The organism is Lentzea sp. HUAS TT2, assembly GCF_051853195.1.
GTDB lineage: Bacteria > Actinomycetota > Actinomycetes > Mycobacteriales > Pseudonocardiaceae > Lentzea.
This window is the reverse complement of the sequence record NZ_CP196667.1, coordinates 8,541,775-8,567,117: the sequence shown is the minus strand read 5'-3', so window position 1 is coordinate 8,567,117 and position 25,343 is coordinate 8,541,775. Positions and strand designations below refer to the sequence as shown.

Annotated in this window: 21 protein-coding genes and 1 tRNA gene; 9 read left to right on the top strand and 13 right to left on the bottom strand. The window is 70.4% G+C overall.

Annotated elements, in window-relative coordinates:
* Nucleotides 1-61: 61 nt before the first annotated feature.
* Nucleotides 62-607 carry a hypothetical protein gene (locus ACSHWB_RS40550; RefSeq protein ID WP_439658621.1) on the bottom strand — a complete coding sequence of 182 codons (546 nt, stop codon included), beginning with the start codon at nucleotides 605-607 and terminating at the stop codon, nucleotides 62-64.
* Between the two features lie 470 nt (nucleotides 608-1,077).
* Between ACSHWB_RS40550 and ACSHWB_RS40545 the strand changes: the two genes are divergently transcribed.
* Both ACSHWB_RS40545 and ACSHWB_RS40540 read left to right on the top strand, forming a co-directional pair.
* Nucleotides 1,078-2,319, top strand: a complete 1,242-nt coding sequence (locus ACSHWB_RS40545) for a WD40 repeat domain-containing protein (RefSeq protein WP_439658620.1) — start codon at nucleotides 1,078-1,080, stop codon at nucleotides 2,317-2,319.
* Nucleotides 2,320-3,517: 1,198 nt separating this feature from the next.
* Nucleotides 3,518-3,928, top strand: a complete 411-nt coding sequence (locus tag ACSHWB_RS40540) for a hypothetical protein (protein ID WP_439658619.1) — start codon at nucleotides 3,518-3,520, stop codon at nucleotides 3,926-3,928.
* A 67-nt stretch (nucleotides 3,929-3,995) separates the two neighbouring features.
* Here the strand turns inward: ACSHWB_RS40540 and ACSHWB_RS40535 are convergent, their stop codons facing one another.
* Both ACSHWB_RS40535 and ACSHWB_RS40530 read right to left on the bottom strand, forming a co-directional pair.
* Entirely contained in the window at nucleotides 3,996-6,311 is a 2,316-nt protein-coding gene (locus ACSHWB_RS40535; RefSeq protein ID WP_439658618.1) for a hypothetical protein, read from the bottom strand.
* Nucleotides 6,312-6,333: 22 nt separating this feature from the next.
* A tRNA-Pro gene (locus ACSHWB_RS40530) sits at nucleotides 6,334-6,405 on the bottom strand.
* A 116-nt stretch (nucleotides 6,406-6,521) separates the two neighbouring features.
* On the opposite strand from ACSHWB_RS40530, the gene ACSHWB_RS40525 reads away from it, so the two are divergent.
* Nucleotides 6,522-6,692, top strand: coding sequence for a hypothetical protein (locus ACSHWB_RS40525; protein ID WP_439658617.1), 171 nt, complete (start codon nucleotides 6,522-6,524; stop codon nucleotides 6,690-6,692).
* Between the two features lie 18 nt (nucleotides 6,693-6,710).
* Here the strand turns inward: ACSHWB_RS40525 and ACSHWB_RS40520 are convergent, their stop codons facing one another.
* Complete coding sequence (locus tag ACSHWB_RS40520) at nucleotides 6,711-7,592, bottom strand: BTAD domain-containing putative transcriptional regulator (RefSeq protein ID WP_439658616.1); 882 nt, start codon at nucleotides 7,590-7,592, stop codon at nucleotides 6,711-6,713.
* Between the two features lie 263 nt (nucleotides 7,593-7,855).
* Here ACSHWB_RS40520 and ACSHWB_RS40515 point away from each other — a divergent pair, with 263 nt between their 5' ends.
* Nucleotides 7,856-8,266 carry a hypothetical protein gene (locus ACSHWB_RS40515; RefSeq protein ID WP_439658615.1) on the top strand — a complete coding sequence of 137 codons (411 nt, stop codon included), beginning with the start codon at nucleotides 7,856-7,858 and terminating at the stop codon, nucleotides 8,264-8,266.
* Nucleotides 8,267-8,418: 152 nt separating this feature from the next.
* Here ACSHWB_RS40515 and ACSHWB_RS40510 read toward each other — a convergent pair whose 3' ends face one another.
* Together ACSHWB_RS40510 and ACSHWB_RS40505 are read right to left on the bottom strand one after the other, a co-directional pair.
* Nucleotides 8,419-10,953 carry a LuxR C-terminal-related transcriptional regulator gene (locus ACSHWB_RS40510; protein ID WP_439658614.1) on the bottom strand — a complete coding sequence of 845 codons (2,535 nt, stop codon included), beginning with the start codon at nucleotides 10,951-10,953 and terminating at the stop codon, nucleotides 8,419-8,421.
* Nucleotides 10,954-11,092: 139 nt separating this feature from the next.
* On the bottom strand, nucleotides 11,093-11,329 hold the full coding sequence (locus ACSHWB_RS40505) for a hypothetical protein (RefSeq protein WP_439658613.1): 237 nt from the start codon (nucleotides 11,327-11,329) through the stop codon (nucleotides 11,093-11,095).
* A 181-nt stretch (nucleotides 11,330-11,510) separates the two neighbouring features.
* On the opposite strand from ACSHWB_RS40505, the gene ACSHWB_RS40500 reads away from it, so the two are divergent.
* A complete protein-coding gene (locus ACSHWB_RS40500; RefSeq protein ID WP_439658612.1) occupies nucleotides 11,511-12,527 on the top strand; it encodes a hypothetical protein in 1,017 nt (338 codons plus the stop codon).
* Entirely contained in the window at nucleotides 12,524-13,231 is a 708-nt protein-coding gene (locus ACSHWB_RS40495; RefSeq protein ID WP_439658611.1) for a hypothetical protein, read from the top strand. The genes ACSHWB_RS40500 and ACSHWB_RS40495 overlap by 4 nt, the downstream gene beginning before the upstream one ends.
* A gap of 121 nt (nucleotides 13,232-13,352) precedes the next feature.
* Here ACSHWB_RS40495 and ACSHWB_RS40490 read toward each other — a convergent pair whose 3' ends face one another.
* Both ACSHWB_RS40490 and ACSHWB_RS40485 read right to left on the bottom strand, forming a co-directional pair.
* The gene (locus tag ACSHWB_RS40490) at nucleotides 13,353-13,838 is read right to left on the bottom strand and encodes a DUF1269 domain-containing protein (protein ID WP_439658610.1); all 486 of its coding nucleotides are present in this window, start codon (nucleotides 13,836-13,838) and stop codon (nucleotides 13,353-13,355) included.
* 35 nt (nucleotides 13,839-13,873) lie between these two features.
* The gene (locus ACSHWB_RS40485) at nucleotides 13,874-15,697 is read right to left on the bottom strand and encodes a glycoside hydrolase family 15 protein (RefSeq protein WP_439658609.1); all 1,824 of its coding nucleotides are present in this window, start codon (nucleotides 15,695-15,697) and stop codon (nucleotides 13,874-13,876) included.
* A gap of 150 nt (nucleotides 15,698-15,847) precedes the next feature.
* Between ACSHWB_RS40485 and ACSHWB_RS40480 the strand changes: the two genes are divergently transcribed.
* Together ACSHWB_RS40480 and ACSHWB_RS40475 are read left to right on the top strand one after the other, a co-directional pair.
* Nucleotides 15,848-16,252, top strand: coding sequence for a DUF7144 family membrane protein (locus ACSHWB_RS40480; protein WP_439658608.1), 405 nt, complete (start codon nucleotides 15,848-15,850; stop codon nucleotides 16,250-16,252).
* Nucleotides 16,252-17,262 carry an AI-2E family transporter gene (locus ACSHWB_RS40475; RefSeq protein WP_439658607.1) on the top strand — a complete coding sequence of 337 codons (1,011 nt, stop codon included), beginning with the start codon at nucleotides 16,252-16,254 and terminating at the stop codon, nucleotides 17,260-17,262. The genes ACSHWB_RS40480 and ACSHWB_RS40475 overlap by 1 nt, the downstream gene beginning before the upstream one ends.
* On the opposite strand, the gene ACSHWB_RS40470 is transcribed toward ACSHWB_RS40475, so the two are convergent.
* Nucleotides 17,221-18,669 (bottom strand): alpha-amylase family glycosyl hydrolase, encoded by a 1,449-nt coding sequence (locus ACSHWB_RS40470; protein ID WP_439658606.1) that lies wholly within the window; start codon nucleotides 18,667-18,669, stop codon nucleotides 17,221-17,223. The two genes, ACSHWB_RS40475 and ACSHWB_RS40470, sit on opposite strands and share 42 nt — an antisense overlap.
* Complete coding sequence (locus ACSHWB_RS40465) at nucleotides 18,666-21,269, bottom strand: MGH1-like glycoside hydrolase domain-containing protein (RefSeq protein WP_439658605.1); 2,604 nt, start codon at nucleotides 21,267-21,269, stop codon at nucleotides 18,666-18,668. The genes ACSHWB_RS40470 and ACSHWB_RS40465 overlap by 4 nt, the downstream gene beginning before the upstream one ends.
* A 143-nt stretch (nucleotides 21,270-21,412) precedes the next feature.
* Here ACSHWB_RS40465 and ACSHWB_RS40460 point away from each other — a divergent pair, with 143 nt between their 5' ends.
* Nucleotides 21,413-22,249 (top strand): patatin-like phospholipase family protein, encoded by an 837-nt coding sequence (locus tag ACSHWB_RS40460; RefSeq protein WP_439658604.1) that lies wholly within the window; start codon nucleotides 21,413-21,415, stop codon nucleotides 22,247-22,249.
* Here the strand turns inward: ACSHWB_RS40460 and ACSHWB_RS40455 are convergent.
* Genes ACSHWB_RS40455 through ACSHWB_RS40445 form a run of 3 tightly spaced genes read right to left on the bottom strand, consistent with a single transcriptional unit; the run spans nucleotide 22,239 to nucleotide 25,328 of the window.
* On the bottom strand, nucleotides 22,239-23,075 hold the full coding sequence (locus tag ACSHWB_RS40455) for a universal stress protein (protein ID WP_439658603.1): 837 nt from the start codon (nucleotides 23,073-23,075) through the stop codon (nucleotides 22,239-22,241). The genes ACSHWB_RS40460 and ACSHWB_RS40455 overlap by 11 nt on opposite strands.
* The gene (locus tag ACSHWB_RS40450; protein ID WP_439658602.1) at nucleotides 23,072-23,899 is read right to left on the bottom strand and encodes a class II glutamine amidotransferase; all 828 of its coding nucleotides are present in this window, start codon (nucleotides 23,897-23,899) and stop codon (nucleotides 23,072-23,074) included. Before ACSHWB_RS40450 ends, ACSHWB_RS40455 begins: the two co-directional genes overlap by 4 nt.
* Nucleotides 23,900-23,930: 31 nt before the next feature.
* Complete coding sequence (locus ACSHWB_RS40445) at nucleotides 23,931-25,328, bottom strand: DUF2252 domain-containing protein (protein ID WP_439658601.1); 1,398 nt, start codon at nucleotides 25,326-25,328, stop codon at nucleotides 23,931-23,933.
* Nucleotides 25,329-25,343: the final 15 nt, after the last annotated feature.

Below are 25,343 nucleotides of genomic sequence, written 5' to 3'. Positions count from 1 at the left end.
GATGACAGAGCGTTGTCGGGGGACGACGCGGACGAGTCGGCTCGGATGGAGCGGCAGCCGATCAGGTGTTCGTGTTGAAAGGAGGATCATCGAGCGGAGAAAGGTCGATTACGACTGCCCCCTCAGACCATTCGTAGACAGCGGACCTGAGCTGGTTCCACTGCCCGCGGGTCAGTTGCTGCGCGTCCACCAGGTGCCGCTTGCTCGAGTCCTCGCCATTGCTCGTCGTCGCGTACAGAGCGAGAGCGGCATCGAACCTATCCGTGTCGAGGTACGCCTTGTGGATCTGCTCCCACTCGAGTTCGACGTACTTGTACCAGGAGCTGCCTTGTAGGCTGCGCACCAGCAGCCCATTGCCGTTCACCGTGACTTGCACTCGACGTCCGACCACGACGAACTCCGTGACAGGCGGCGCCGGTCGTCGCGCCCTTGGCGGAGATGAAGGCCGCTCATTCGGAGAACGCTTCATTGTGGCTTCAGGGGTGGCGGGTGTCCGCTGACGAATGCGATGAGCCTTACCGCCCAGTCGACGTCGACCGAGTACCGGCGCACTCAACAACGCCAGCACGACTCCGACGGCGATCACCACCAGCCACATGGAGCTCATGCACCACAGCATGACCCGCCCAACCGAGATCCGAGTCGCGTCACGAGTCCGAACACCCGGATGGCACAGATGTCGACACTTGTGGAGCATCGCCCCAAACTACGGACCGGGTCCATTCCCACCAGGACCGTGCGAACGCACTCTCATGCCGCGAGCCGAGCGACCTTGTCAGGTCGGCTGCGGGGCTCGTGGTCAGCCACTACCTTTGTTCTCTCGAACTGCGGCGCGGTACTGCCTGACTTCGGTTCGCCCAGCGAGACTTGGCTGTCGACCACATCGATCGGCCTTGTGCGACGAGTTCCTTGACTTCGACCACGATAGGTCGCACCAACAACACCGCCGTCATCCACTCGACCACATCCATCGGGCCTCCTCCGATCCGTACTTGTCCGAGCGTGGACGTCGCTGCGGCGGCGTTGACGTCTTTGCACGAACATTGACGCATCTCGACCAGCTCGTACGCTGAGGGCGTGGGAGTGCTCAGACGAGCGGCCACCCCGCCGGGGCCCATCAGCGACCTGTTCGATCGCCTACATGAACTGCACCTGCGCGCCGGAGAACCTGGGCTGCGACAGATCGCCGCCGATCTTGGCATCGGTGTTGTCAGTCATGCGACCGTGCACAACGTGTTCAGAGGTCCTCGCGTCCCGAAGTGGGGATATCTAGATCTCATCGTGGAGGTGCTGGGCGGTGATAGTGCAGAGTTCCACGCGCTGTGGCTGGCTGCCCGGCAGGTTGAACGGAGGCTCTCCTCCTCGACGGCGGCTGTGGCGGCTGGCGTCGCGAGCGGCTCGGCCGGAACGCCGTGGAACTGCACGGAGGTGCTAAGCGGACACGGCTGCGAGGTCACCGGGGTTGCGTTCAGCCCCAGCGGCCGCCTGCTCGCGACAGTGAGCGCGGACATGACAATCCGGCTCTGGGATGCGCGAACCGGTACGTCGGAGGGTGATCCGCTCATTGGCCACCACGGACCGATCTGGGGCGTGGCGTACAGCCCTACTGGTCGGATGTTGGCAACTGCGAGCGTGGACACCACCGTCCGGTTGTGGGACCCGGTGACGGGACAAATCGCATCAATCCCGCCGCTTGAGCACGACGGCTATGTGGTGGGTGTTGCGTTCTGCCTCAACGGCCGAGCCCTCGTTACCGGCGGCGGTGACGGTTTCGTGCGCGTCTGGGACCTCACCGACAATGGCGCGCTTGTCGCGGTGCTGCACGGTCACGCAGCCGCAATCAATGACTTGGCGGTCAATCCTCGCGGCGTGATCGCCTCCGCCAGCGTCGACGGCGACATACGGCTCTGGGATGCCGCCACCGGTGAGCCTGTCAGCACGTCATTCGCCGGGCACACCTCGTCGGTCGCATGTGTGGCATTCAGTCCCGATGGGCTATTGCTGGCCACTGGTGCAGACGACGGCACCGTCCGCGTGTGGATCACCGCAACGGGTACGTGCGTCTACGAAGCTCCAACCGGACATGATGGTCCGATCTGGGGTGTCGCTTTCGCGACGCCGGAAACGCTAGCCACCGCAAGCCGTGACCACACGGCTCGTCTGTGGGATGTCACCAGCGGTGCTCCACTGGGACCGCCGCTCACAGGGCACGGCGACGCGCTGACCCATCTCGCCGTCAGTCAACGCGGCAATGTCCTCGCCACCGCAAGCGACGACGGCACCGCTCGTCTGTGGCAGCCCTCCACCGAACCCTCATGACGGACGGCTGATCAAGGAGCAAGACGAGTTCGACACCGCAACACACGCTCATGCCGCAGCGGGTGCACTCAGAGTCGGATCTGCGGTTGTTCTTCACCTGGTGCGCCGAGCGTGATCCCCCTCCGCTCACGGCCCAACGGGCGCCGATCGAGCTGTACGTGCGCTGGATGCAGGAAGTACGCCGGTTCAAGCCTTCCACGGTCTCGCACTGCATAGCCGTCGTAACCGGGGTCTGCAGAACCTGCGTGATAGACACGGTGCTCGAGCACTCACCCGCCGACTACGTCCGCCGGCCACGAGTACCCAACAAATCGCCCGTGCTCGGGCTATCGCACCTGCAGTTCGAAGCCCTGCTCGGCCTGCTCATCTCCGAAACCACCCACGCCGATGCCGACGATCTCGGTGAAGAACACGGCCATCGCGTGCTACTCGTGCACGGCAAAGGCGGCAAGGAGACCCTCGTGCCCCTGCCTCCCGCGGTCGGACGAGCCATCGACCACGCCGTTGACAACCGTTCCGCGGGGCCGATCCTGCTCAACCGGCGCGCCAGGCGGATGGGTCGACACTGCGCCACCCGCCGGCTGCGACGACTGGTCGAAGCCGCCGTGGTGCGGCTGCCTCCACACCAACTACATCCTCGCCGCCTACACGGCCTCAGCAACCTGACAATGCACCCGCAACGAACCAGGTCGTCGTATCGCAGGCGCCCACGATGGGCGGCCACACTGGTAAGACAGGAAGGAGCGATTGAGGATGATCGTCCGAGGATGGAGCAACGGATCGCCGCGACTCTCCGGCGCGGGCTACGGGCTGTGGCTCTCCGCCGCGGACCGAGACCAGCACTTCCACCGCGAATGGACATCCGTCGAGATCGACCTCGACCCTTACGGCGTCACCAGCGTGGCCCTGTCCGCCTCGTTCTGGCGAACCTGCACCGAACTGCGAAGCGCGGACCTAGGCCGTTGGCTTGTCGCCCAACAGCTTGCGCCATGGCCGAAGGGTGCACCCCCGCACCTGAACCTCGAGCACCTCGGCGGCGCCCGCTTCCGGCTCACGCACAAGCTAGGCACGCGCTGGACGAACTTACGACCCTGCCGATGAGCGTGCGCCCGAAGGAGCGTAGGTACGACCTCGGTCGCGGTGGCGGATGATGACTCCGCTGCACGAGGATGCGGCTCGAACGAACTGGAGGTGTCCGATGTTCGAACTGAGCATCGAGGAGGTGGTCGCGGAGAGCAACCTCGAACTCTTCACGCGTGTTGACGGATTCAAGATCGAGCTGTTTCAGCGCGGCAGCAGTACCGCGCTGCGGTTCACCGATGACCAAGGCCAGGAGATCGCCAGCTTCCCCTGGTGGGACGACGTCGACCAGGATCTCCGTAGGTGGACTGTGGAAAACATCCCTCTGGGCAACGTCCTGCAGCCGCACACGGACTTCGACCAGGGCTGGGGCATCCTGATCTGGCGCCAAGCAGATCGGATGTACATCGCGGAGTGCGACGGCGAAAAACTGTTCCACAGCCTGCGCTGGGTCGTGGCAGAGGAGTACACCAACGCCTGGACTGATGCTCTGGCACAAGCACGCCGAACCCCCGAACCAACGGCTTGACCCGCTCTCGTGCCGCAGATCGCCCGCTCGCACCGATGAGCGGATGGTGTGGCGGAACTCCTCGTTGTCACTGACTCTTGCCGCTGGCGTGGGCCAGGAACGGGTGCGTTCCCCGGGCCCAGCCGAGGAACCGCCTGCCATTGCCGCGCCCCATCGTTCCGGCCGGTGTGAAACGCTCTCCTTCGAGCACTTGCAGGAGCCCTTCTACCGCGGGCACGAGCCGGATGTCGCGAAGCTCGGTGCCCAACCCCACCGCTAGCGACATCTGCACGCTGGGTTCACAGAAGCTGAGCAGGAAGAGGGCCTGGCGCCATGCGTACGCGGTGTTCTTCACCTGGATCAGCGCAGCGTGCAGGTGGTCCGTGCGCTGGGCCTGCCTGCGCACGATCCAGCTGAACGTGCGCCCCGCCAGTCCCGGCGCGCGTTCGCTCAGCTCCTCGGTCAGGTCCAGGGCGTCGACCAGCACGGCGAGGTTGTGCGTGGTCAGGATCTGGCTCTGTTCCAGCAGCATGCCGTTGGCCGCGGTGGAGCCACCGGTAGTGCCCGCCCGCTGCCGGCACAGCTCCGTGAAGTCCGCGGCGGTTTGCTTGCCCCAGCGCAGGAGGGTGCGTTGCGGCTCGGACCAGTCCGCGGGCAGGTCGTAGTAGTTCGCGTAGAGCGTGCCGGACAGCAGACGGCTCGCCACCGTGGCGGCGTCGCGCCACTTGGTGGTGAACGTGCCCATGAAGATGTCCACGGCCACCTCCTCCACGAGTGGCAGCTCCAGTTCCGCTTGCTTCGCCAGTGTCCTGATCTCGGTCACCAGCGGGTTCGGCAGCATTGCGTGCGGGAACGCGGTGAGTGCCAGCATCGTGATCTGCCGCAGGGCGCGGCGAGCGGCTTCGGCGTTGTCGGGCTGGGGTGACTTGCAGGGGGCGAGGGCCTGGACCCAGGGAAGCTCGGTGAACTGCACCTGGTGCTCGAGGTTGAGCAGGAGCAGGCCGCGGCGGCGCCGGAATGCCGTGTAGGTCTGCTCGTGCAGCCCCGCCACGACCGGGTCGTCGATCGCCGCGCTGAGCAGCCGCGAGGTGAGCTGCGGCAACACGGCCGCGAGGGTTTCCCCTGAGGTGATCACGCCGAGGCGCACCAACTCGTCCGCAGGTGCTTCGAGCGCCCGCGCCGCCTTGCGCACCAGACGGTCCGGCATCGTTGTGCCGCAAGGAATCTCGGCGGTCGTCTCGGCTTCGGACACCTCGGCAGTCGCGACGTCGAGCGACGGCAGACCGCCGTCAGCCGGGAACCGGTCCAGCCTGGACGCGAGCACACGGGCCAGCGCGGCGTTTGTCGGCGCCATGACGGTCGCCGCCTGAGCGGCGTGCCACGCGCCGCGTTGTTCCGTCTCCGGGGCACCCCGGCGGCTCACCGTGTTCGCGATGGCACGGCGGATCCAGCCGACCTCCCGCGCGGTGAGCCCGAGGCTGTCGTGAGGGCAGGACTCCAGTGCGCGACGCAGTCTCGCGAAGTTGTTCTTCGGGTTGGTCTGCCTTCCCGAGGGTGCCACGGTGCGGCACATGTCGGCGAAGTCCGCGAGCCACTGGGCCCTTTCCGCCGTCCAGTCCGCGGGCCACGTCCGGCACGGCCAGCCGCCGTGCACAGATCCGTCCTCCCCGAGCCGCGGCAGCTCACCGTCGACGGTGCGGCACCACAACGCCACCAGCCGGTCGTAGAGCGGATCCCACACCGTCACCGCGGCGCGCATCTTCGCAAGTTGCGCAGGCACCCGCACGGCACGCAGGGACGCGGCGGCATCCCGCACCGAAGCCACCCGCACGGCGGAGTCCGATGGCCGGGCAACCGGTTCGAAGCGCGGCGCCAACCGCAGCCGGTGCATCAGCGGCCGCAGCTCGGCGACCAGATCGAGAGCCTGCTCCGGGAAACCCCGGTCCAGCAGCAACGCCACCACGGGCAGCGCCGCGTCCTCGGGCACCTCGACCCGGAAACGCCCGGCGCGGACCGCGTCCAGGAGCTCGGCCTGACCGGCGTCGCCGAGATACCAGAGGTTGAGCCGTTCCCGCTCGTTGCCGCCTGGAACCTCGTCCGGGAGGGAAGCGACGCGGGCGGTCTCGTCTTCGGAGAGCGGCACCTCGGCCAGGTACCTGCCGGTCGCGAAGCCACCGTGCGCGACCTCGAGCGTCACCCACGCCGGGGTGTCCGCGACCGGGGTGCGGGAACCGACCGCAAGCGTGCCGCCGGCCATTCCGCTGACGACGTCCTCCCAGCGCCGCACCTTTCGCAGCGCCCGCTCGCGGTCGGCCTCGGTGCCCGCGGAGATCGCCGCGGCCAACGCCCGCGCCAACTGACCGGTGGCGAAACCCGGCGAAGCGGTGTGGATCTGGTCGGACACAGCGGACTCCACGGTTTGTCGGACATGGAGGCGGGAATCGAACCCGCGCCCTCCCCGTCCCGAGCGGGGTGATCTACCACTGATCTACTCCATGATGCGCGCGAATAGTATCGATCATGCACATCGGCGGCTTTCGAATTATCAGACGTCCGGTCATGCCGCAGAGCGGAAGCCAAGTCCAACAGGCCCATGTGCTGGTATGAAACAGCGATGGGGATGAAGTGGCTGGCTTCGTCGCGAGGGCTGGGCGACGCCGATCGGTCACGGGACGGTGCCGACACCTCCACGAGGACCCGCGTGCGGCTGGGCATCGTGGACGTGCGGCCCGGCCAGGAGGGAGTCGGCGTTCCGCGCGTGATGTGGTTGCGCTGCCTCGACTAGAGCTCACGAGCAGCCGCGTCACACCTCCTGCCGCAGCACCCTCAGATGCGCATCCCGCAGATCCCGCCGAGGCTCGACCCCCAGCTCGGCCGCGAGTCGGGAGCGGACCCGCTCGAACAACCGCAACGCCGACGCCTGCTGCCCGGTCCTGGCCAGGGCCAGCATCAGCCGCGCCTGCAGGCCTTCGTGCAACGGCTCGTCGTGCGCCAGCGTGATCAACGACGGCGAGAACGGCTCGCCCGTAGTGCGCAGTGCCAGGTCGGTGTGGGCGAGCACGGCGGCGATCCGGCGCTGGTGCAACGCGATCGCGGTCGGGTGCAGTCGCACCTCGGCAGGCAGGTCGGCGAGCACGGGGCCGCGCCACAACCCGACCGCCTCGCCGAGCCCAGCGAGGTCCGCACGGACCAGGAGTTCGTTGAACCGCACCAGATCCAGGCCTGCGGAATCGGCGACGAGGCGGTAGCCGCAGTGCACTCGTTCCACCGTGCTGAACGCCCGTAACCGCGTCACGTAGTTGTGCACCAGGTGGACGTGCGAGTCCGGTGGCGAGTCCTGCCACAGCGCGTCGATGATCTCCTCGCGGGCCACGACCTGGTTCGGGTGCAGCGCCAGCAGGCCGAGCAGGCGGCGTTGCATCAACGGCACCGGCACGCCTTCCACCTCCAGCGGGCCGAGGATCCTGATGCGTGCCAACGGTGTGCGGGTGAAGATCGCTGAGTCGAGTCCCACGGTCGACGCCAGGCGGCGCAGCAGGGCCGGGCGTGGCGCGGAGCCGTTCTCGATGTAGCGCAACGCGCGGACGCTGACCCGTGCTCGGTCGGCCACTTCGCGCTGGGTCAGGCCCAGCAGGGCTCGCTGGGCGCGCAGTGCGGCGCCGAAGGTTCTTGTTGATTCCCCCATGGTTGAACACCCCGGGTCCTATGAAACCGTGTCGCCGGTGGATTTTCAGCGCTTTCGCACAAACGGCGGCATGTCGTCGGAAGTCCGCGGAATTGCCGGTTGTGTTGACGTAACGCGGCTGTTCAGGGCGTTGTCGCTGGTCAGCTGGCTCGAACGGCTAATGGTGGGGGCGGGGTGCGGGTGGAGAATTGTTGGAGAGTCCGCTGAGTCGTTCCTCCTAGCATTCCCGGTACGCAGGAAATCCACAGCAGGGGGAGAACAGCATGTTCGCGAGGAAAGCAGCGGCGTTGCTCGCCGCGGCCGCCGCCGTGGTCGTGTCGGTCGTGGTCGCGCCGTCCGCCGGCGCTCACACGCCGGACCGGTGCAGTGGTTGGCGCACCGGGGTTTTCGACCTGAACAGCTACGCGGGACAGCATGCGTGCTTCAACAGCGGTGCGGGTGATCTCCGGCAGTTCGCGCTCAACAACAGGATCAGCTCGGCGTGGAGCCACGACACGGTGCCGTGGTGCCTTTACGACGACTTCAGCTTCCGCGTGCCGTTCTCGCAGATGGCGCCCGGCGGCCACTACCCGGTCTTCGACGCGTTCGCGACGAACCGGACGAGCTCGATCCAGCGCGGGGCCTGTCCGGCGAGCTTCGGGGTGCTGCCGGAGCCTGGGGTGTCCGTCAGCTGAAAGGCCGCGGAACGCTCGGCTGGGGTGTCCCAGCCGAGCGTTTCCGGTGCGACCACGGGAACCGCTCACGACCAGGCAACGCGTGGGCCGAGCCAGGGATGTCCGCGAGGGCGTTCGACTACCGGGCCACGGCCTGAAACGCCAGTTCGCGGTCAGATCAGACCTAGTCGCCGCGCGACGAGGACGGCGTCGCGCCGCTGGTTCACGCCCAGCTTGCGGTAGATGCCGCGCAGATGCGTCTTCACGGTGTTGACGGAGACGAACAGCGAGGTCGCGATCTCCTCGGTGGTGCGCATGGACGGCAGCTCGACCAGCAGATCGCGTTCGCGGGTCGTGAGCACGCCCGCGGAGTTCGGCGCCGCCGCCGGCAACGCCGTCATCGTGGTCGTGGCGAACCGGTCCAGCCTGCCGAACCGGCCGGCGCCGCGGGCGAGGAGTTCGCGGACCGGCTTGCCCGCGTGGACGAACGGCCGGATCGTGCCGACGGGCTCCGCGGCCGCCAGGGCTCGGGTGACGGCCTCGTGGGAACGCCGCTGGTCGCCGGTACGCTCCACCAGCACGGCCTCCAGCAGCCACGCGTCCACCACGGTCGGTGCCGCCACCGCGGGCAGATCCCCCGACAGCAACGGTTCCACCAGCTTGCGGGCCTGGTTGACGCGTGAGTGGTGGGAGTGCAGCACGGCCTGGAGCACCGCCTGCTCCCCGCACGGGCCGAACATCGCCTCGACCTGGCCGGGCATCGCCGCGGCCCACTGCTCGTCGCCGGTCCGCAGCGCCATCCGTTGCAGCGCAGGCGCTATGTGGGCGACGACCGGTGGTGTCACCTCGCGCCCGGCGACGTCCTGCCACTGCCGGCGCAGGCGGCCGGCGACGGCACGGGGGTCGCCGGCCGTGGTGAACGACACCGCCGCGTCCAGCGTGCGCACCGCGATCCCGACGCCGAGGTCGAGGCGGTCGCCCAGCGCCTCCGTCGCGCGCATGGCCAGGTCGCTCGCGTGCGCGTCCTCCATGCGCAGGTAGGCGTGCACGCCCAGCAGCGAGTAGGCGAGAGCGCAGGTGAAGTGCGTCTGCCAGCCCCTTCGTTCGGCGAACTCGACCGCCGCCTGGGCGAGCCGCGCTCCCTCCACGATGTCGCCCATCGCGCTCGCCAGCGCCGCCAGGTGCACCCGGGAGTCCAGTTCCGCGTGGGTGAAACCCTCCTTCCTGGCGAGCGTCGCCGCACGGACCAGGTCGGCCTCCGCGGCGCCGTGCTCGCCGCGCGACAACGCCGCGACACCGCGGTCGAGCAGGGCGGCGACGTCCGCGTCCGGTGTGCCGCTCAGCCCGGCGGACGTCCGAGCCATGATGTCGAGCGCCTCGCCGACGTGCGCGTTGAACCGGCCGCGGCGCAGCAACGCGGTGCCGTGCAGCACCCGGACCCGTTCCGGCCGCAGCGCGGGGGAGGAGCCGCCCATCCCGGCGAGCACCCGGTCCGCGGCGGGGAGGTCGCCGGCGTCGAGCGCGACGAGCGCGGCGACCGCACCGACCGCGGGCCTGGCCAGCACGTGGCCGGGCACCGCGCTCAGCACCGGCTGCACCTGCGCGCCACCCACGCGCAGCATCTCCCGCAGCACCGAGTGCTCGATGATCTCCGCGGCGAGCTGGTCCTCGCCGGCCGCGATGGCGTGCCGCAACGCCGTCAACGGCAGGCTGTGCTCGTGGTGCCAGCGCGCCGCTGTCCGGTTCAGCTCTCGCTCGTCGGCCGGACGGGTGCGGCGGAGCTCGGCGAGAAGATGCGCCCGCAGCACCGGATGGCACCGGTACCACTCGGGTGCGCTGCTCAGCCGGTTCACGAACGCGTTGGTGCGCTCGAGCTGGTCGAGCACGACACCGGGGCTCGGGTGCTCCGGTGTCAGCACGCCGGCGAGGCCCGCGCTCACCGCGTCGCAGACGCTGGTCGCGACCAGCAGGTCGCGCGTGCTCGCCGACTGGGCCGCGAGCACCTCCTCGACGAGGTAGCTGTTCACGATCTCGTCCTGCCCGGTGAGCATGAGCAGGTCGGCCGGCGGTGTGCCGGCCGTGTTCATCCGCATCGCCGCGAACGTCAGCCCGCCCGCCCAGCCCTCAGTGCTGGTGAGCAGCGCCCTGGTCTCCTGGGCCGAGAGCGAGACGTCGTGCGCGGCGAGCAGCGCCTCGGTCTCCGCCAGGTCGAACGCGAGCTCGTGGGGGAGCACCTCGCGCAACCTGCCCTCCAGGTGCAGCCTGGCGAGGTGCAGCGGCGGCGGGAACCGGCCGAGCAGCACCAGTCTCAGCCGGTCCGGTGGCTGCCGGGTGAGCAGGTCGATGGTGGCGAGGGCGTCGGGGTCGCGCAGTTCGTGCACGTTGTCCAGCACCAGGCACGCGGACGCGGGCAGGTGGTCGAACGCGGCCACGATCGCCGAGGAGAAACCCGGTTCCGACCACGGGATCGCGTCGAGGCGGGTCTGGTCCGGCCAGACGCCGGTGAGCGCGTCCCTCATCGCGATGCGCAGCCGCGCGGGCAGGCTGTCGTGCTCGTTCAGGGTCAGCCACGCGACCCGGCCGGGACGGCGTCTCGCCCACTCCGCGAGCAACGTGGTCTTGCCGCTGCCGGCGGGCCCGGTGACCAGGGTGACCGGTGCCGCCGCGACGTGACCGTCCACAGTGGATAGCAGCTGATCTCGTGCCACGAGCGGGACGGCGGAGACGGGAACTCTGAACCTGGGCGGACTGGTGTCGTGCGCTGGTCGCTCGCACTCCGAACTGTCGGACATGAAGGATGACACTCCCCGATGGAATTGCCTTGGATGATCATGTGATCGAACCGCATCACTCGGCCGCGCAGGGGGGCCGGATCGCCTTGCCCGGCTGGGCTGTCAGCACCAGCGCGCGACCGGCCACCCCGACCAGTCTGGGCAGCAGACCGGCGGCCGCGAGGACGCCGGTGACCACGAGCGGGGAGGTCTCCCCGCAGTCGTCGTCGCCGGTGGCGGAGACGACGAACGCGAACAGCACGACGGCGAGCACGATGCGACGGGAGCGGGAACGATCAGGTTGACGGCTCATGGAAGTCCGCACCTCCTTAGAGCTCCGACGCTGCTCGTCGCGCACGGGCCGGACCTCCCCCGGACGGGGCGAGCGCCGCACCCGTGCGCGCAGGCCGGTTCATCCGCGCCGGGTGAAGAAGCGGATCACCGGCTCCCCGGACTCTGTGGCCAGTCCACGACGGGGAAGAGGAGTCGCTGCTGTGCCCAAGACCTGCCTGCCCGCGCTGCGGGATCTGATCGACGTGGTCCGGCCCGCCCGGCCGGTCGCGTCCGTCTACATGGGATCGAGTCCGTTGCGTTCGTGGCGGTCGCGCTGGGTCCGTCTGGCCGACCAGCTGCGCAGTGACGGAGCGGGCGACGACGTGGTCGGTGCGATCGGTGCCGCGTTGCACCGGGCCCACGACGCCGATCCGGCCGCGGGAACGCTGGTGGGGTTCGCGGGCGGCGAGGTGCCGCCGCGCGTCTTCCGGGCGCCCGGACTGAGTCATCTGGACCTGGCGTGGTTCAGCTCGCCCGCGCACGTGCTGCCGTTGCTCGCGTGGGTGCAGGACCGCCCGCCGTGCGTGGTCGCCGCCGCCACCCGCGACACCGCCGAGCTCGGCACGCCCGGCGCGGAGTGGATGTCGTTGCACTACCCGGAAAAGGACTGGCACGAGGGTGTTCGGTCCGTCGCGTCGGCGGTCGCGGCGATGCTGGTCCGGCAGGACGCCAGGCTGCTGATCGTGGCGGGACAGGACGAGGTCGTGGCAGCGCTGTGGGCCGCGCTGCCCGCCCCCGTCCGGCGCGAGACGACGGCCCGCTGGGTCGGCACCGACCTGAGCCCGAGCAGGATCGAGGACGAGGTGCGCGCGGCCGCCCGCACGTGGACCGCGGGGGTGCTGGCGGACTTCCACGAACGCGGCAGGGCGCGGCGGCTGGGGGTCGAGGGCGTGGACGAGACCCTGGGCGCGCTGGCCGACGGGCGGGTGGACGAGCTGTTCGTGGGACAGCCGGAGGACGTCACCGCCACCGCCTGGTACGGCCTCGCGCCGACGGACGTGGCTCCTGGCGAGGCCGTGGGGTCCCGCCGCCGCTGCGGGCTGCTCGCGGACGTGGCGGTGCGGGCGGCGTTGCTGAGCGGCACGCGGGTGCACGTGATCAACGCGGGTGCCCGGCAGGCCCCCGAGGAGGGCATCGGCGCGCTGTGCCGCGTGCCGCTGACGCTGGTGCGGCCGTGACCGCGGAACTGGTGCCGCTGCGCACCGCGTTCGACGTCGCGTGGCTGGGCTTCCGGCGCGACCAGGTGTGGCACTACGTCCACGAGGCCGAGCACGACATCGAGACGCTCACCGCGGACCGCGACGCGGCGGAGGCCAGGGCGGAGTCGCTCGCCCGGCACCTGGAGTCCGAACGGGAGGACAACCGCGCGTTGCGGGAACGGCTCGACCGGCTGCGCGCCGTGCCGCAGTCCCCCTACGCCGTCGGGGAACGGCTTCGGTACGTCGTGGAGCGCACGCTCGCGCAGGCTGCGGAGATCACCGACCGGGCCACCGCGCTGGAGGACCACGCCTGGGAGTCCGCGCGACGCACGCACGCCGAGCACCGGGAGCTGCTGGCGCAGACCCGTGTGCGGATGGCGCGGATCCTGCGGGAGGGGGAGGCGGGCCGCCGTGCGCTCGACGACGCGGCGGCCCGTCACCGGGCGGAGGTCACCGAGGACTTCGAGCTCGCGCTCGCGTTGCGGCGCAAGCAGACCTGCCACGACGTGCGGCTGATGGAGGAGACCGCGCGCCGCCGGGCGGAGTACGTGGTGCGGGAGGCGACCCGCCGCGCCGAGCTGATCAACGAGCACCGCGACCACGTCGCGGACGTGCTGCGGATCGTCCACTCGCTGCTGGGCGACGCGGCCGCGCGGGTGCGGGTGGCGGGCCCCTCGCGGTGAAAGCGAACCGGCCGGAGCGCGGTGGTCCGCGCTCCGGCCGGCTCATCGGCGGGCGGTGTCAGGCCGGCATCGGCTCCCCGGCAGTCGTCACCGGCCCGGCACCGCCGAGATCATCGAGTGGTCAGGCGGAGAACGTCTCCCGCAGCAGCTCCTCCTGTTCCACGGTGAGGTTGGTGGTCAGCAGGGTGGCGCCGGTCTGCTTGAACCTCTCGGCCACCCGGTCGACGACGGCGCCCTCGGACATCACGAACAGCGCGGACGTGCCGGGCGTGACGGTGTCCCTGATCTCCTTCACGAAGTCGTCGTCGATGCCCGCGCGGGACAGCGAACCGGCCAGCGCGCCGACACCGGCCCCGATCGCCGCACCCAGCAGGGGCACGAAGAAGATCAGGCCGAACAACAGCCCCCAGAAGCCGCCGCCGAGCGCTCCCGCGCCGGTGAGCTTGCCGAGCTCCTTGGTCTTCGGTCGTTTCGCGTCCGGTTCCCAGTAGACGTAGGCCGCGTCCCGCACGACGATCAGCTGCTGGTCCTGCAGCCTCGTCAGCTCCTGCAGCGCGTTGTGCGCCCCTTCGGTCGTGTCGAACTTCCACACGGTCAATGTCGCCATGCCGATGACTGTGCGAGCCGGGCGCCGCCGCGTCCTCACCCGTCGCGAGTGAGCTGCTCGTCGAGGGTGACGGCGGCGTCGATGAGGGCCAGGTGGGTGAACGCCTGCGGGAAGTTGCCGAGCTGTTCCCCGGTCACCGCGATCTCCTCGGCGTAGAGGCCGACGTGGTTGCCGTAGGTCAGCATCTTCTCGAACACCAGCCGTGCCTCGCGGGCCCGTCCGGACAGCGCCAGCGCCGTCACGTAGTTGAAGGTGCACAACGAGAACGAGCCCTCCGAGCCCCGCAGTCCGTCGGGCGACGCGTCCGTGTCGTAGCGCCTCACGAGACTGTCGCTGACGAGGGACTCCATCGCGGCGAGGGCGTCCAGCCAGACCGGGTCCCGCGGCGCGACGAACCCCACCTGGGCCATCCGCAGCAACGACGCGTCGAGGACCTGCGAGCCGTAGCGCTGCACGAACGCTCCGGTGCGATGATCCCAGCCCTGGTCCCACACCTGGCCGTAGATCCGGTCGCGCTGCGAGCGCCACCTCGCCACCGGTGCGGGTTTCCCCTCGCTCTCGGCGATGCGGATCGCCCGGTCGAACGCGACCCAGCTCATCACCCTGCCGTAGGTGAAGTCCGCGCGTCCGCCCCGCGTCTCCCAGATCCCCTCCTCCGGCTGGTTCCAGTTCTCCGCCAGCCAGTCCAGCAGCTCGACCACCGCGTGCCAGCCGCGATGCCCGATGCGCACCCCGCGCAGGTGGGCGGCGTACACGCTGTCCAGCAGTTCGCCGTAGATGTCGAGCTGCAACTGGCAGGCCGCGTCGTTGCCGACCCGCACGGGCGACGACCCCCGGTGTCCCTCCCAGTGGTCGAGGACGTGCTCGGTGAGGTCGGTGGACCCGTCCACCGCGTACATCACCCGCAGTGGCTCACCCTCCACGAACCGCTCGGTGAGCCAGCCGCCGAACGCCGCCGCCTCGTCGGTGAACCCCAGCCGCAGCAACGAACCGACGGCGAACGAGGCGTCCCTGACCCAGGTGTAGCGGTAGTCCCAGTTCCGCTCGCCGCCGAGCTGTTCCGGCAGGCCGGCCGTGGGGGCGGCGACGATCGCCCCGGTCGGCGCGTAGGTGAGCAGCTTGAGGGTGATGGCCGAACGGTCGACCGCCTCGCGCCACCGGCCGCGGTAGGTGCCGCGGGCGAGCCACTCGTGCCAGAACCGCACGGTCTGTTCGAACATCGCCCGCGCCTCGGCCGCGGCGACGGCGCGCGGCGGACCGTCCACACCGGACTCCAGCACGATGCCGCGGGTCTGCCCCTCCTCCAGGCTGATCGTCGCGCGCAGGTCGCCGGTGTCGGTGATCTGCCCGGACACCAGCCGGGCGTCACCGGGTTCGCGCACGGCGTGCAGCACCAGGCCGAACTGGCCGCACGCGAAGACCACGCCGTCGTCGGTGAGGTGCGCGCGGTGCGCCCGGCGGCCGTAGCCGAAGCGCGGGGCAACGTCGAGCTCGAACGTGACCCGCCCCCGGACGCACCGCACCAGGCGCACGAGCCGGTGCCGTTCGGTCGGGCCCTCGTCGGGCAGCGGCGGCATGAAGTCGACGACCTCCCCGGTGCCGTCCTCGGTCATGAAACGGGTGATCAGCACCGCAGTGTCCGGGAAGTACAGCTGTTTGCCCGTGCCGGTGAACCCGGCCGGCCGGATCCGGCAGAACCCGCCGCGCTTGCGGTCCAGCAGCGAGGCGAACACCGACGGCGAGTCGAACCGCGGGCAGCAGAACCAGTCCACCGTGCCGTCGGTGGACACCAGTGCGGTGGTCTGGAGGTCGCCGATCAGCCCGTGATCGGCGATCGGCGCATACGGGGGTGTGGTCATGGTGACGACGCTCGTCCGCCGAACGGACCAGGTCTTCACCCGCCGGAGCGGACACGTGCCCTGGTACTCACACGCGGCGGGTGAAGATCCACCGGGCGGCGCGGGGGCACGGTGGGCCGGACCAACGCTTCGCGACACAACGGAGGCACGATGCAGGACACAGGCTGGCTCGGCTGGATCTGGTTCGCGGGCATCATGATGATCGTCATGGGGGCGTTCAACGCCATCGAGGGGCTCGTCGGGTTGTTCCGCGGCGAGTACTACGTCGCCAACGGCGAGCAGGTGATCGTCTTCGACCTCACCACCTGGGGCTGGATCACCCTGCTGCTCGGCGTGCTGGTGGCGCTGGCGGGCGCCGCGCTGCTCTCCGGCTCCGCGTGGGCCAGGGTGCTCACGGTGATCCTCGCCGCGGTGAACGCGGTGGCACAACTGGCATTCGTCTCGGTGCACCCGGTGTGGTCCACGATCGTCATCACCTTGTGCGTGGTGGTGATCTGGGCCGTGGTGGTGCACGGCAACGAGGCGGCGGCAGCGCTCGAGCCGTCCTCTCGTTGATGCCACGCGCTTTGACGATTCTGCTCGGTGCCGCGTCGGCGGTGGTCGTGGTCGCCGGGCTGAAGGCGGTCGCGTGGCTGGTGGCGCCCACCGTGCTGGCGGGGCTGATCGTGATCGCGATCAGCCCCGCGCACCGGTGGCTGCGCGGCCGGGGCGCACCGTCGTGGCTCGCGACCACGGGCGTCGTCGTGCTCGTGTACGCGGTGCTGGGCGCGATCGCCATGACGGTGGTGGTGTCCGGTGTGCGGCTCGCCGGGATGCTGCCGGAGTACGCGGCCCACCACCTGGTGCAGCAGGCGGAGCACGTGCTCGCCGGCCTGGACCGGGGCAAGGTGCTCGCGTCGATCACCGGGCTGCTCTCCGACCTGACCGGGCTCACCACCAGCCTGGTGTTCCTGCTGGCGCTGCTGTTGTTCCTGGGCGTCGAGGTGCACTGGACCGACAGCAGGCTGGCCGAGATCGCGGACCAGCGGCCGCAGTTGACGGTGGCGTTGCGGGAGTTCGCCCGCCGCACCCGGCGCTACCTGTTGATCACAACGGTGTTCGGAGCGGTCGTGGCGGTGCTGGACACGGTGGCGCTGGCGTTGCTGGGCGTGCCGCTGGCCCTGTTGTGGGGCGTGTTGTCGTTCGTCACCAACTACGTCCCCACCGTCGGGTTCGTGCTCGGGGTGCTGCCGCCCGCCGCGCTCGCCCTGCTGCAGCACGGCCCGCGCCGCGCACTGGCGGTGCTGGCCGTGTACGGGCTGCTGAACTTCGTGGTGCAGTCGCTGGTGCAGCCGCGCTACACCGGGGACGCCGCGGGGTTGTCGACGACCACGACGTTCCTGTCGCTCGCGTTCTGGGCGTGGGTGCTCGGCCCGCTCGGCGCGTTGCTGGCGGTGCCGCTCACCGTGCTGGTGAAGGTGTTGCTGGTGGACGCGGACCCGCGCGCGGGCTGGGCAGCCGCCCTGCTCCGCGCGCGGGCTCGATCAGGCCACCGACAACACGTGGAAACCCCACGGGCGCAATGACACGAAGAGTCCCTCGGCGGTGAGGTCGCGGTCGAAGACCTCACCGCCGAGCAGGTCCGTGAACCGCCACGGTCGCGGTTCCCAGTCGAGTGGAATCCTTGCCTGTGCTGGTGAATCGGAGAAGTTGACCACCACGACGTGCCTGGGCCCACCGACCTCGATCCACTCCCACGCGAGCAGCGAGCGGTGCGACTGGTTGTCCGGCCAGCCCTCGGTGCCGAGCAGGAACCACTCGCCGCACCGGAGGCGGTGCTCCCGCACGGTCGCGAGCAGGTGCCGGTACCAGGCGGCCAGGTCGTGGTCGGGCGTTTCCTCCGGACGGCGGTTGAGGAACACCGGTGGCCGGACCGTCCTGCCCTCGAACTGGCCCTCGTGCCACAGCGTCGCACCGGGCAGGGTGGCGATGACGACCGCGGCGGCCCTGGCGGCGTCCGGCGGGAGGGTGGCCGCCAGCCGCGGTTCGTCCTGGTTCTCCAGGAACCGCACCAGTTTCGCCTGGTAGCCGATGTCGGCACGCAGATGCGCGCGCACCCCTTCGACGTCCCGCGAGACGAGCCGGTCGTAGAGGCGTTTGTCGTAGCAGAAGGCGAAACCCTGCTGCTGCAACGTCCATTCCATGTCCCAGTACGCCTCGGCGATCAGCACGGTCTCGGCGTGCTGGTCGCGCAGGCCGTCGATGATCTCGGGCCAGAACTCGCGTTCGGGCGCCTCGCGGCCCCAGGTGCGCGCGAACACGTCGTTGGTCATGAGCATCGCCATGTCGCACCGGATGCCGTCGCAGCGGGCCGCGATGCCCGCGAGCGTCGTCGCGGCCACGGCCCGCAGCGCGGGGGAGAAGGCGTCGAGCTGCACGACGTCCGGCCACGGCGGGAAGTACGGGTCGCGGCCGCGCGCGAAGACGTGTTCGCCGATCGCGAGCCAGCGTTCGGGGTTCTCGGCGTAGTCGTCCACGTCGCCGCGGACGAACAGCTCCGGGCGGTCGATCACCCACGGGTGGTCCGGTGCCACGTGGTTCGGCACGAAGTCGAGCACCAGCCGCACGCCGCGTGACGCGAGCTCCGCCCGTGCCTTCGCGAGACCTTCGTCGCCGCCGAACTCGTCGGCCACGACGTAGCGCCGCACGCAGTACGGCGACCCGCTGACGTCCTGGGGGCGCAGGTCCGGCAGCGCCGCCTGGAACGAGGCCCGCAACCCGCTCCGCGCGTTGGCGAGCGCCAGCCCGGTCATGCTGCGTTCCCACACGCCCATCAGCCACACCGCGTCGACGCCGGGCGGTGCCACCGCGTCCCAGACCGCGGCGGGCACCTCGGCGAGGGTGACCGGGCGTTCGGCGTCTCGCGCCAGCTCGCCCAGCCACACCGCGGTGTTGATCTCGTAGACGACGGGCCGGTCCGGCCATCCGTTCATCGCACGTCCTCCCTCGCGGGCACGCGGGACAGCAGCGCCACGAGCGCCGTCCAGCCGGTCTGGTGGCTCGCGCCGATGCCCGCCCCGTTGTCGCCGTGGAAGTACTCGTAGAACAGCGGCAGGTCCCGCCAGTGCGGGTCGTCCCGGTAGCGCGTCTGTCCACCGTGGACCGGACGGCGGCCGTCCTCGCCTGGCAGGAACGTCGCGAGCAGCCGATCGCTGATCTCGCCCGCCACCTGGTCGAGCGTGAGGTTCCGCCCCGACCCGGTCGGGCACTCGACGGTGAAGCCGTCCCCGTAGTAGGTGTGCAGGTGCAGCAACGCGCGCACGACCATCGCGTTGATCGGGAACCACACCGGGCCGCGCCAGTTGGAGTTGCCGCCGAACATGGAGCTGTCCGACTCCGCCGGCTGGTAGCCGACGCGGTGCTCCACGCCGTCCACCGTGAGCACGTACGGATGCTCGGCGTGCCACCGCGAGAGCGACCGGATGCCGTACGGCCCCAGGAACTCGTCCTCGTCGAGCACCCTGGTGAGGATGCGGCGCAGCCGGCTCTCGTCGAACAACGCGAACAGCACCGGCCCGTCGCCGTCGGTCTGCGCGCCGTGGCCCCACAACGCCGCTCGCACCGCGGGATGCCGGTCGAGGAACTCCCGCATGCCGTCGACGAGCCCGGGGTGGTCGCGCCGCAGTCCGGCCCCGACCACGGTCGCGGCGGCGAGCGGGATCAGCCCGACCGCCGACTGCACGCGCAGCGGCGTCGACGTGCCGTCCGGATGCCGCAGCACGTCGTGGAAGAAGCCGTCCTCCTCGTCCCACAGCCCGTTGCCGACGTGGTTGGTCGCCGCCGCGATCCACGCGAGGTTCTCCAGCAACGTCGCCGCGTGCTCCAGGTACGCCGGGTCCTCGCGTGCCAGTTCGAGCGCCATCTGCACCAGGTTCTGGCAGAACAGCGCCATCCACGCGGTGCCGTCCGCCTGGTCGGTCCGCCCACCGGTCGGCAGCGGGGCGTTGCGGTCGAACACGCCGATGTTGTCCAGCCCCAGGAACCCGCCCTGGAACAGGTTGCGGCCGTCGGCGTCCTTGCGGTTGAGCCACCAGCCGAAGTTGCGCAGCAGCGGCGGGAACACCCGTGCCAGGAACGCCCGGTCACCGGTCCCGGTGGTGTCGCGGTCGTACTGGTAGACGAACCAGGCCGCCCACGCGTGCACCGGCGGGTTGACGTCCCCGAAGTTCCACTCGTAGGCGGGCAACTGCCCGTCCGGGTGCAGGTAACGACGCCCGAGCAACAGCTCCACCTGCTGCTTCGCCGCCGCCGGGTCCACCACCGCGAGCGGCACCGCGTGGAACGCGAGGTCCCACGCGGCGAACCACGGGTACTCCCACTTGTCCGGCATGACGACGACGTCCCCGGCCGCCAGATGCCGCCAGTCCTCATTGGACAGACCGGTCGGCGCACCGATCGGGTCCGCGCCGCGCTCGGTGAGCCACCGCTCCACGTCGAGCCCGTAGTACTGCCGCGACCACAGCAGCCCTGCCAGCGCCTGCCGGCACACCAGCCGTTCGCCACTCGCCGGATCACCGCCGAGCACCTCGTCGTAGAAGTCGTCGGCCTCCTCGCGGCGGGCGGAGATCGCCGCGTCGAAGCGGCGGAACGGCTCGTCCACGGCCTCAGTGGTGAAGCGGACGCGAACGGTTTTGCTGCCACCCGGCGGAATCGTCAGGACGTGGTGGGCTGCGGCCTTCGTGCCGACGCCGTCCGGCGCGAGTGCCGTGAGATCTCCCTGCAGCACAGCGCGTTCGATGCCGTCCTTGACGTACGGGGTGGTGTTGGGAGTGCCGAAGACCCGTTCGTCGTCGGTCTCGTTGCCGGTGACCATCAGCTGGCCCTCCGCGTACCACCACCACACGCCGAGCTCCGGGTGCGCGGCCCGAACCGTGCCCGTGCCCAGCGTGTGCAGTGAGGGTTCGATGGTGCCCGCCCACGACCACGTGTGTCGGAACCACAGCTGCGGCACCACGTGCAGCGTCGCCTCGTCCGGGCCGCGGTTGTGCGCGGTGACCCGCATCAGGATGTCCTCAGGCCCTGCCTTGGCGTACTCCACGACGACGTCGAAGTACCGGTCGTCGTCGAACACGCCGGTGTCGAGCAGCTCGTACTCGGGGTCTTCGCGGCCGCGTTTCCCGTTGGTGGCTACGAGATCGTCGTAGGGGAAGGCCCGCTGCGGGTACTTGTAGAGCATTCGCTGGTACGACGAGGTGGGCGTGGCGTCCAGGTAGAAGTAGCACTCCTTGACGTCCTCGCCGTGGTTGCCCTCGCCGTTGGTCAGGCCGAACAGCCGCTCCTTGAGGATCGGGTCGGCCCCGTTCCACAACGCCAGCGCCAGACACACCCGCTGCCGGTCATCGCTGAAGCCCGCCAGCCCGTCCTCGCCCCAGCGGTAGGCGCGGTAGCGGGCCTGGTCGTGGGTGAACGACGTCCAGGCGTCGTCGCCGTTCGACGCCTCCCGGACCGTGCCCCACTGGCGTTCGCCGAGGTACGGGCCCCAGCGTCGCCATTCGTCCGGTTCTCGCAGCCTTTCCTTCTCCGCACCGGCCATGTCGTTCGCCTTTCGGTTGGCACGTCAGGTGATCGCCAGGCTGGTGGTGGGCGGGGTGTGGCGGGTCACCCGGCGCGGGTGGTTCGGAGGGGGTGGGGAACTGGCCCCTCGTGAGCCGCCCCGCCCGGCGGCAGAATGGTTCGATGAAGACCGCGTTCGTGTTCGCCGGCGGCGGCAGCCTGGGCGCGGTCGAGGTGGGCATGCTCGCGGCGCTCGTCGGCGAGGGCATCCAGCCCGACTTGGTCGTCGGCACATCGGTTGGCGCTGTCAACGGTGTCTGGCACGCGGCCCACCCCGGCCCCGAGGGGGTCGGCACCCTCACGGAGCTGTGGACGTCGTTGTCCCGCAAGGACGTCTTCCCGATCCGGCCGGTGCGCGGCCTCCTCGGTGTCCTCGGGCTGAGCGACCACCTCGTGCCCAGCACGGCGCTGCGGCGCCTGCTGCGGACCCACCTCTCCGGCATCACGCTCGGCACCACGCCGACGCCCGCGCACGTCGGCGCCACGGACGTGTTGTCCGGAGAGGAGGTGTTGCTGTCCGAGGGCGACGCGGTGGACGCGTTGATGGCCAGCACTGCCATCCCCGCGGTGTTCCCGCCGGTGTCGCTCGGCGGCCGGTTCCTGATGGACGGCGGTGCGGTGAACAACAACCCCGTGTCGCACGCGGTGGCGCTGGGTGCGGAACGGGTGTGGGTGCTGCCGACCGGGTACGCGTGCGACCTCGCGCAGCCGCCGCGCAGCGCTCTCGGGATGGCGCTGCACGCGTTGACGTTGCTGGTGAACCACCGGCTCGCGGTCGACGTCGAGCGTTACCGGGACGAGGTCGACCTGCGCGTGGTGCCGCCGTTGTGCCCGCTCAGCGTGTCGCCGGCCGACTTCAGCCGGTCCCGGGAGCTGATCGACGCCGCGCGTCGGAGCACCCAGGAGTGGCTCGCGGCCGGTCGGCCCGAACGCGGCCTCGTCCACCCCGTCACCGGATGAGGCCGGCCCGCCGGTCCGCCGAGGTCACGATCACCAACGGGCACGGGGCGTGCGAGACGAGGGCCTGGCTCGTCGAGCCGAGCAGCATGCCGTCGAACCCACCGCGGCCGTGACTGCCCACCACCAGGAGCTGTGCCTCGGCGCCGTACCGCATGAGTGCGCGCACGGGACGGTCGCGCGGCAGCACGCGTTCCACCCGCACGTCGGGATAGCGGCTCTGCCAGCGCTGAAGCACCTCGCGGGCGTCGTCGTCCGCCTCGTCGCGGGCTGCGGCGAAACGCGCCCTGCGGTAGGCGCTCTCCACGGTGACGCCGGGCCTGCACAGCAGGACCGTGAGCCGGGCGGCGCGCAGTGAGGCGGCCCCGAAGGCGAACGCCAGCGCGGCCTCGCTCGCGACGGAACCGTCGTGGCCCACCACTACCGGGCCGTCGGTGGCCGCCAGGCCCCGCACGATCACCAGCGGGCATCGAGCGTGCGAGGCGAGGGCGGCCGCGGTCGAGCCGATCAGCAGGCCCCGGACGTTGCCGATGCCCTGCGAACCGAGCACCAGCAGCCATCCGTGCCGGGACTCCTCGATCAGCACGCTCGTCGCGCCACCGCTGACCGGTTCGGTCGTGAACTCCACGTCCGGACCCACCGCACGGGCGGCGATGGCGGCCTCGGCCAGGCACGCCGAGACGCCGGCACCGTCGGACACGAGATGTCCTGCGGAGGCGTGCACCAGCCGCAGCGGGGTGTTGCGCCGGGCGCACTCGTCGGCGGCCCACATGACCGCGGCCAGGGCGGACGACGAGCCGTCGACACCGGCCACCACCGGCGCCGTCATCGGAGCGGACCGAACGGGAGGAGCTCCTCGACGCCGCCGCGCGCGACGACGCAGGTCGACTCGGGCACCTCGCGCCAGGCGCCGTGCAGGTCGCCCAGCGGTTCCGACACGACGAGCCGCGTGTCGGGGGAGAGGCCGTGCAGTGTCGGGTTGTCCGGGTACTGCTGCCGCAGCGTCGTGATGTCGTTGCTGTGGAACAGGGTGCGCGAGCGGCGTTCGCTGGAGTAGCGGAACGCCCAGGTGGTCTCGCCGTCGGTCGTGGCGACCGTCATCTGCAGCGGGTGCGCGATGCCGTGGTTCCTGCCGATCGCCTCGACGAACCCGGCGGTGCGGGCGACGGCGGTCGGCGGGTCGTGCTCCAGGCCGAAGGTCAGCGCGAGGAAGAACAGGATCTCCGAGTCGGTCGACCCCTCGATCTCCGCGTAGAGCGAGGGGTCGACCACCAGCGAGAGTTCCCTGCGCAGCAAGGGGAAACCGGCGATGAGCCCGTTGTGCATCCACAGCCGGCGGCCGTGCCGGAACGGATGGCAGTTGGTCTGCTGGACCGCGCTGCCGGTGGACGCGCGAACGTGCGCGAAGACGAGGCCCGCCGTGGTCTGCGCGGACAGCTCCCGCAGGTTGCGGTCGTTCCACGCGGGTTCGGTGCTCAGGAACAGACCCGGCAACGGCGCGGCCGCGTACCAGCCGACCCCGAAGCCGTCACCGTTGGTGGTCTCCACTCCCAGCCGCGAGTGCTTGCTCTGGGTGACGAGCGAGTTCGCCGGCACGTAGAGGAGCTCCTCCAGCAGAACCGGGGAACCGGAATACGCGAGCCATCGGCACATCGAGTCTCCTCAGAAGATGTTCTGGTACAGATCAGAGTCCACTTAGGACCGTGATGCGCCCGGCCCGCGCCGCCTCCGAGACGAGCCGGTAGTCCTGCTCGTTGCGGTCCGCGTAGCGCTCGGCGAACTCGGCGAGCGCGGCGTCGAACGCCCTGCCGTCGTCGAGGTACGCGGCCATCGCGATCCGGTCGCCGGTGCGCGCGTGCGCTCGGGCCAGCGTCCACCCGCACAGCGCGCCGTACAGCCGCAGGCCCGCCGCGTCCATGGTCTCGACCGACGCCGAGCCCTTCCAGTCGCGCAGCTGCCGGACGTGGAAGTCCCTGGTGAGCCCGTCGATGCCCTCGGCGGTCTCCCAGCCGAGGAAGATGTCGCCGGCGGCCTGCATCAACCGCTGCCCGGCCACGACGCGTTCGCCCTCGCTGCGGTGGTTCGTGCGCACGCCGCCGGGAACGTGGTCCGCGAGAACCGACCGCGACGCCTCCTTCACCTGCAGCAGCAACGGGTCGTTCTCGTCCCGCCCGTACAGCAGCACGATCCAGCACCGGGTCCCGACGCTGCCGACACCGACGACCTTGCGCGCCATGTCGACGAACCGGAACCCGTTCATCAGATGACGCCGATCGGCGGACAAGGTGCCGGCGTACCCGGCGAGCAGGTCCTGGATCATGAACTCCAGGTCCGCGCGGTCCGCGTCGGGCAGCAGATGCCCGACCGGCACGAGAAGTGGCGGATCCGCCGTGATGCGACGGCATCCGTCGACGACGGACGTCAGCTTGCGGTAGGCCTGCAGGCTGTCCCGCGCACGGGCTTTCGCCTGCTGTTGCGCGAAACGGCGCTGTTTGGTCTTGTCCGCCCGTGCCTTGAGCAGGATCTCGATCTCGTCGGCACCGGCGTGGGCGTACCAGACGTCGAGGTCACCCCGTCCGGCGAAGCGGATCATCGCCGACCGGTAGCGGCCGGCGGCGGTGCGCACGGCGGCCGCGCGGGCCTTGCGCCCCAGCCCGTTCTCCCGCCCGGCGACGGCGATGCTGGCCGCGAGGCGTTTGACGTCCCACTCCCACGGACCGGGCAGCGTCTCGTCGAAGTCGTTGAGGTCGAACACCAGCCGCCGCTCCGGGGAGGCGAAGACCCCGAAGTTGCCCACGTGCGCGTCCCCGCTGAGCTGGCAGGTCAGTCCGGAGAACGGCGTCCTGGCCAGGTCGCCGGCCATCACCGCGGCGGCACCGCGGAAGAACGCGAACGGCGAGGCCAGCATCCGCCCGTACCGGATCGGCACGAGCTCCGGCAGCCGCGTGCCGTCCTGCCCGGTGAGGACCTCCACCGGGTCAGGACGGTCACGGCCGGTGGGCAGGTCCGCGTGGCCGGCGAGCGGAACCTCCTTGCGGGCAGCCAGACCCGAGGCGATCCTCGCGGCCACTGAACCGGTCATCGCGCACCTCCCCGC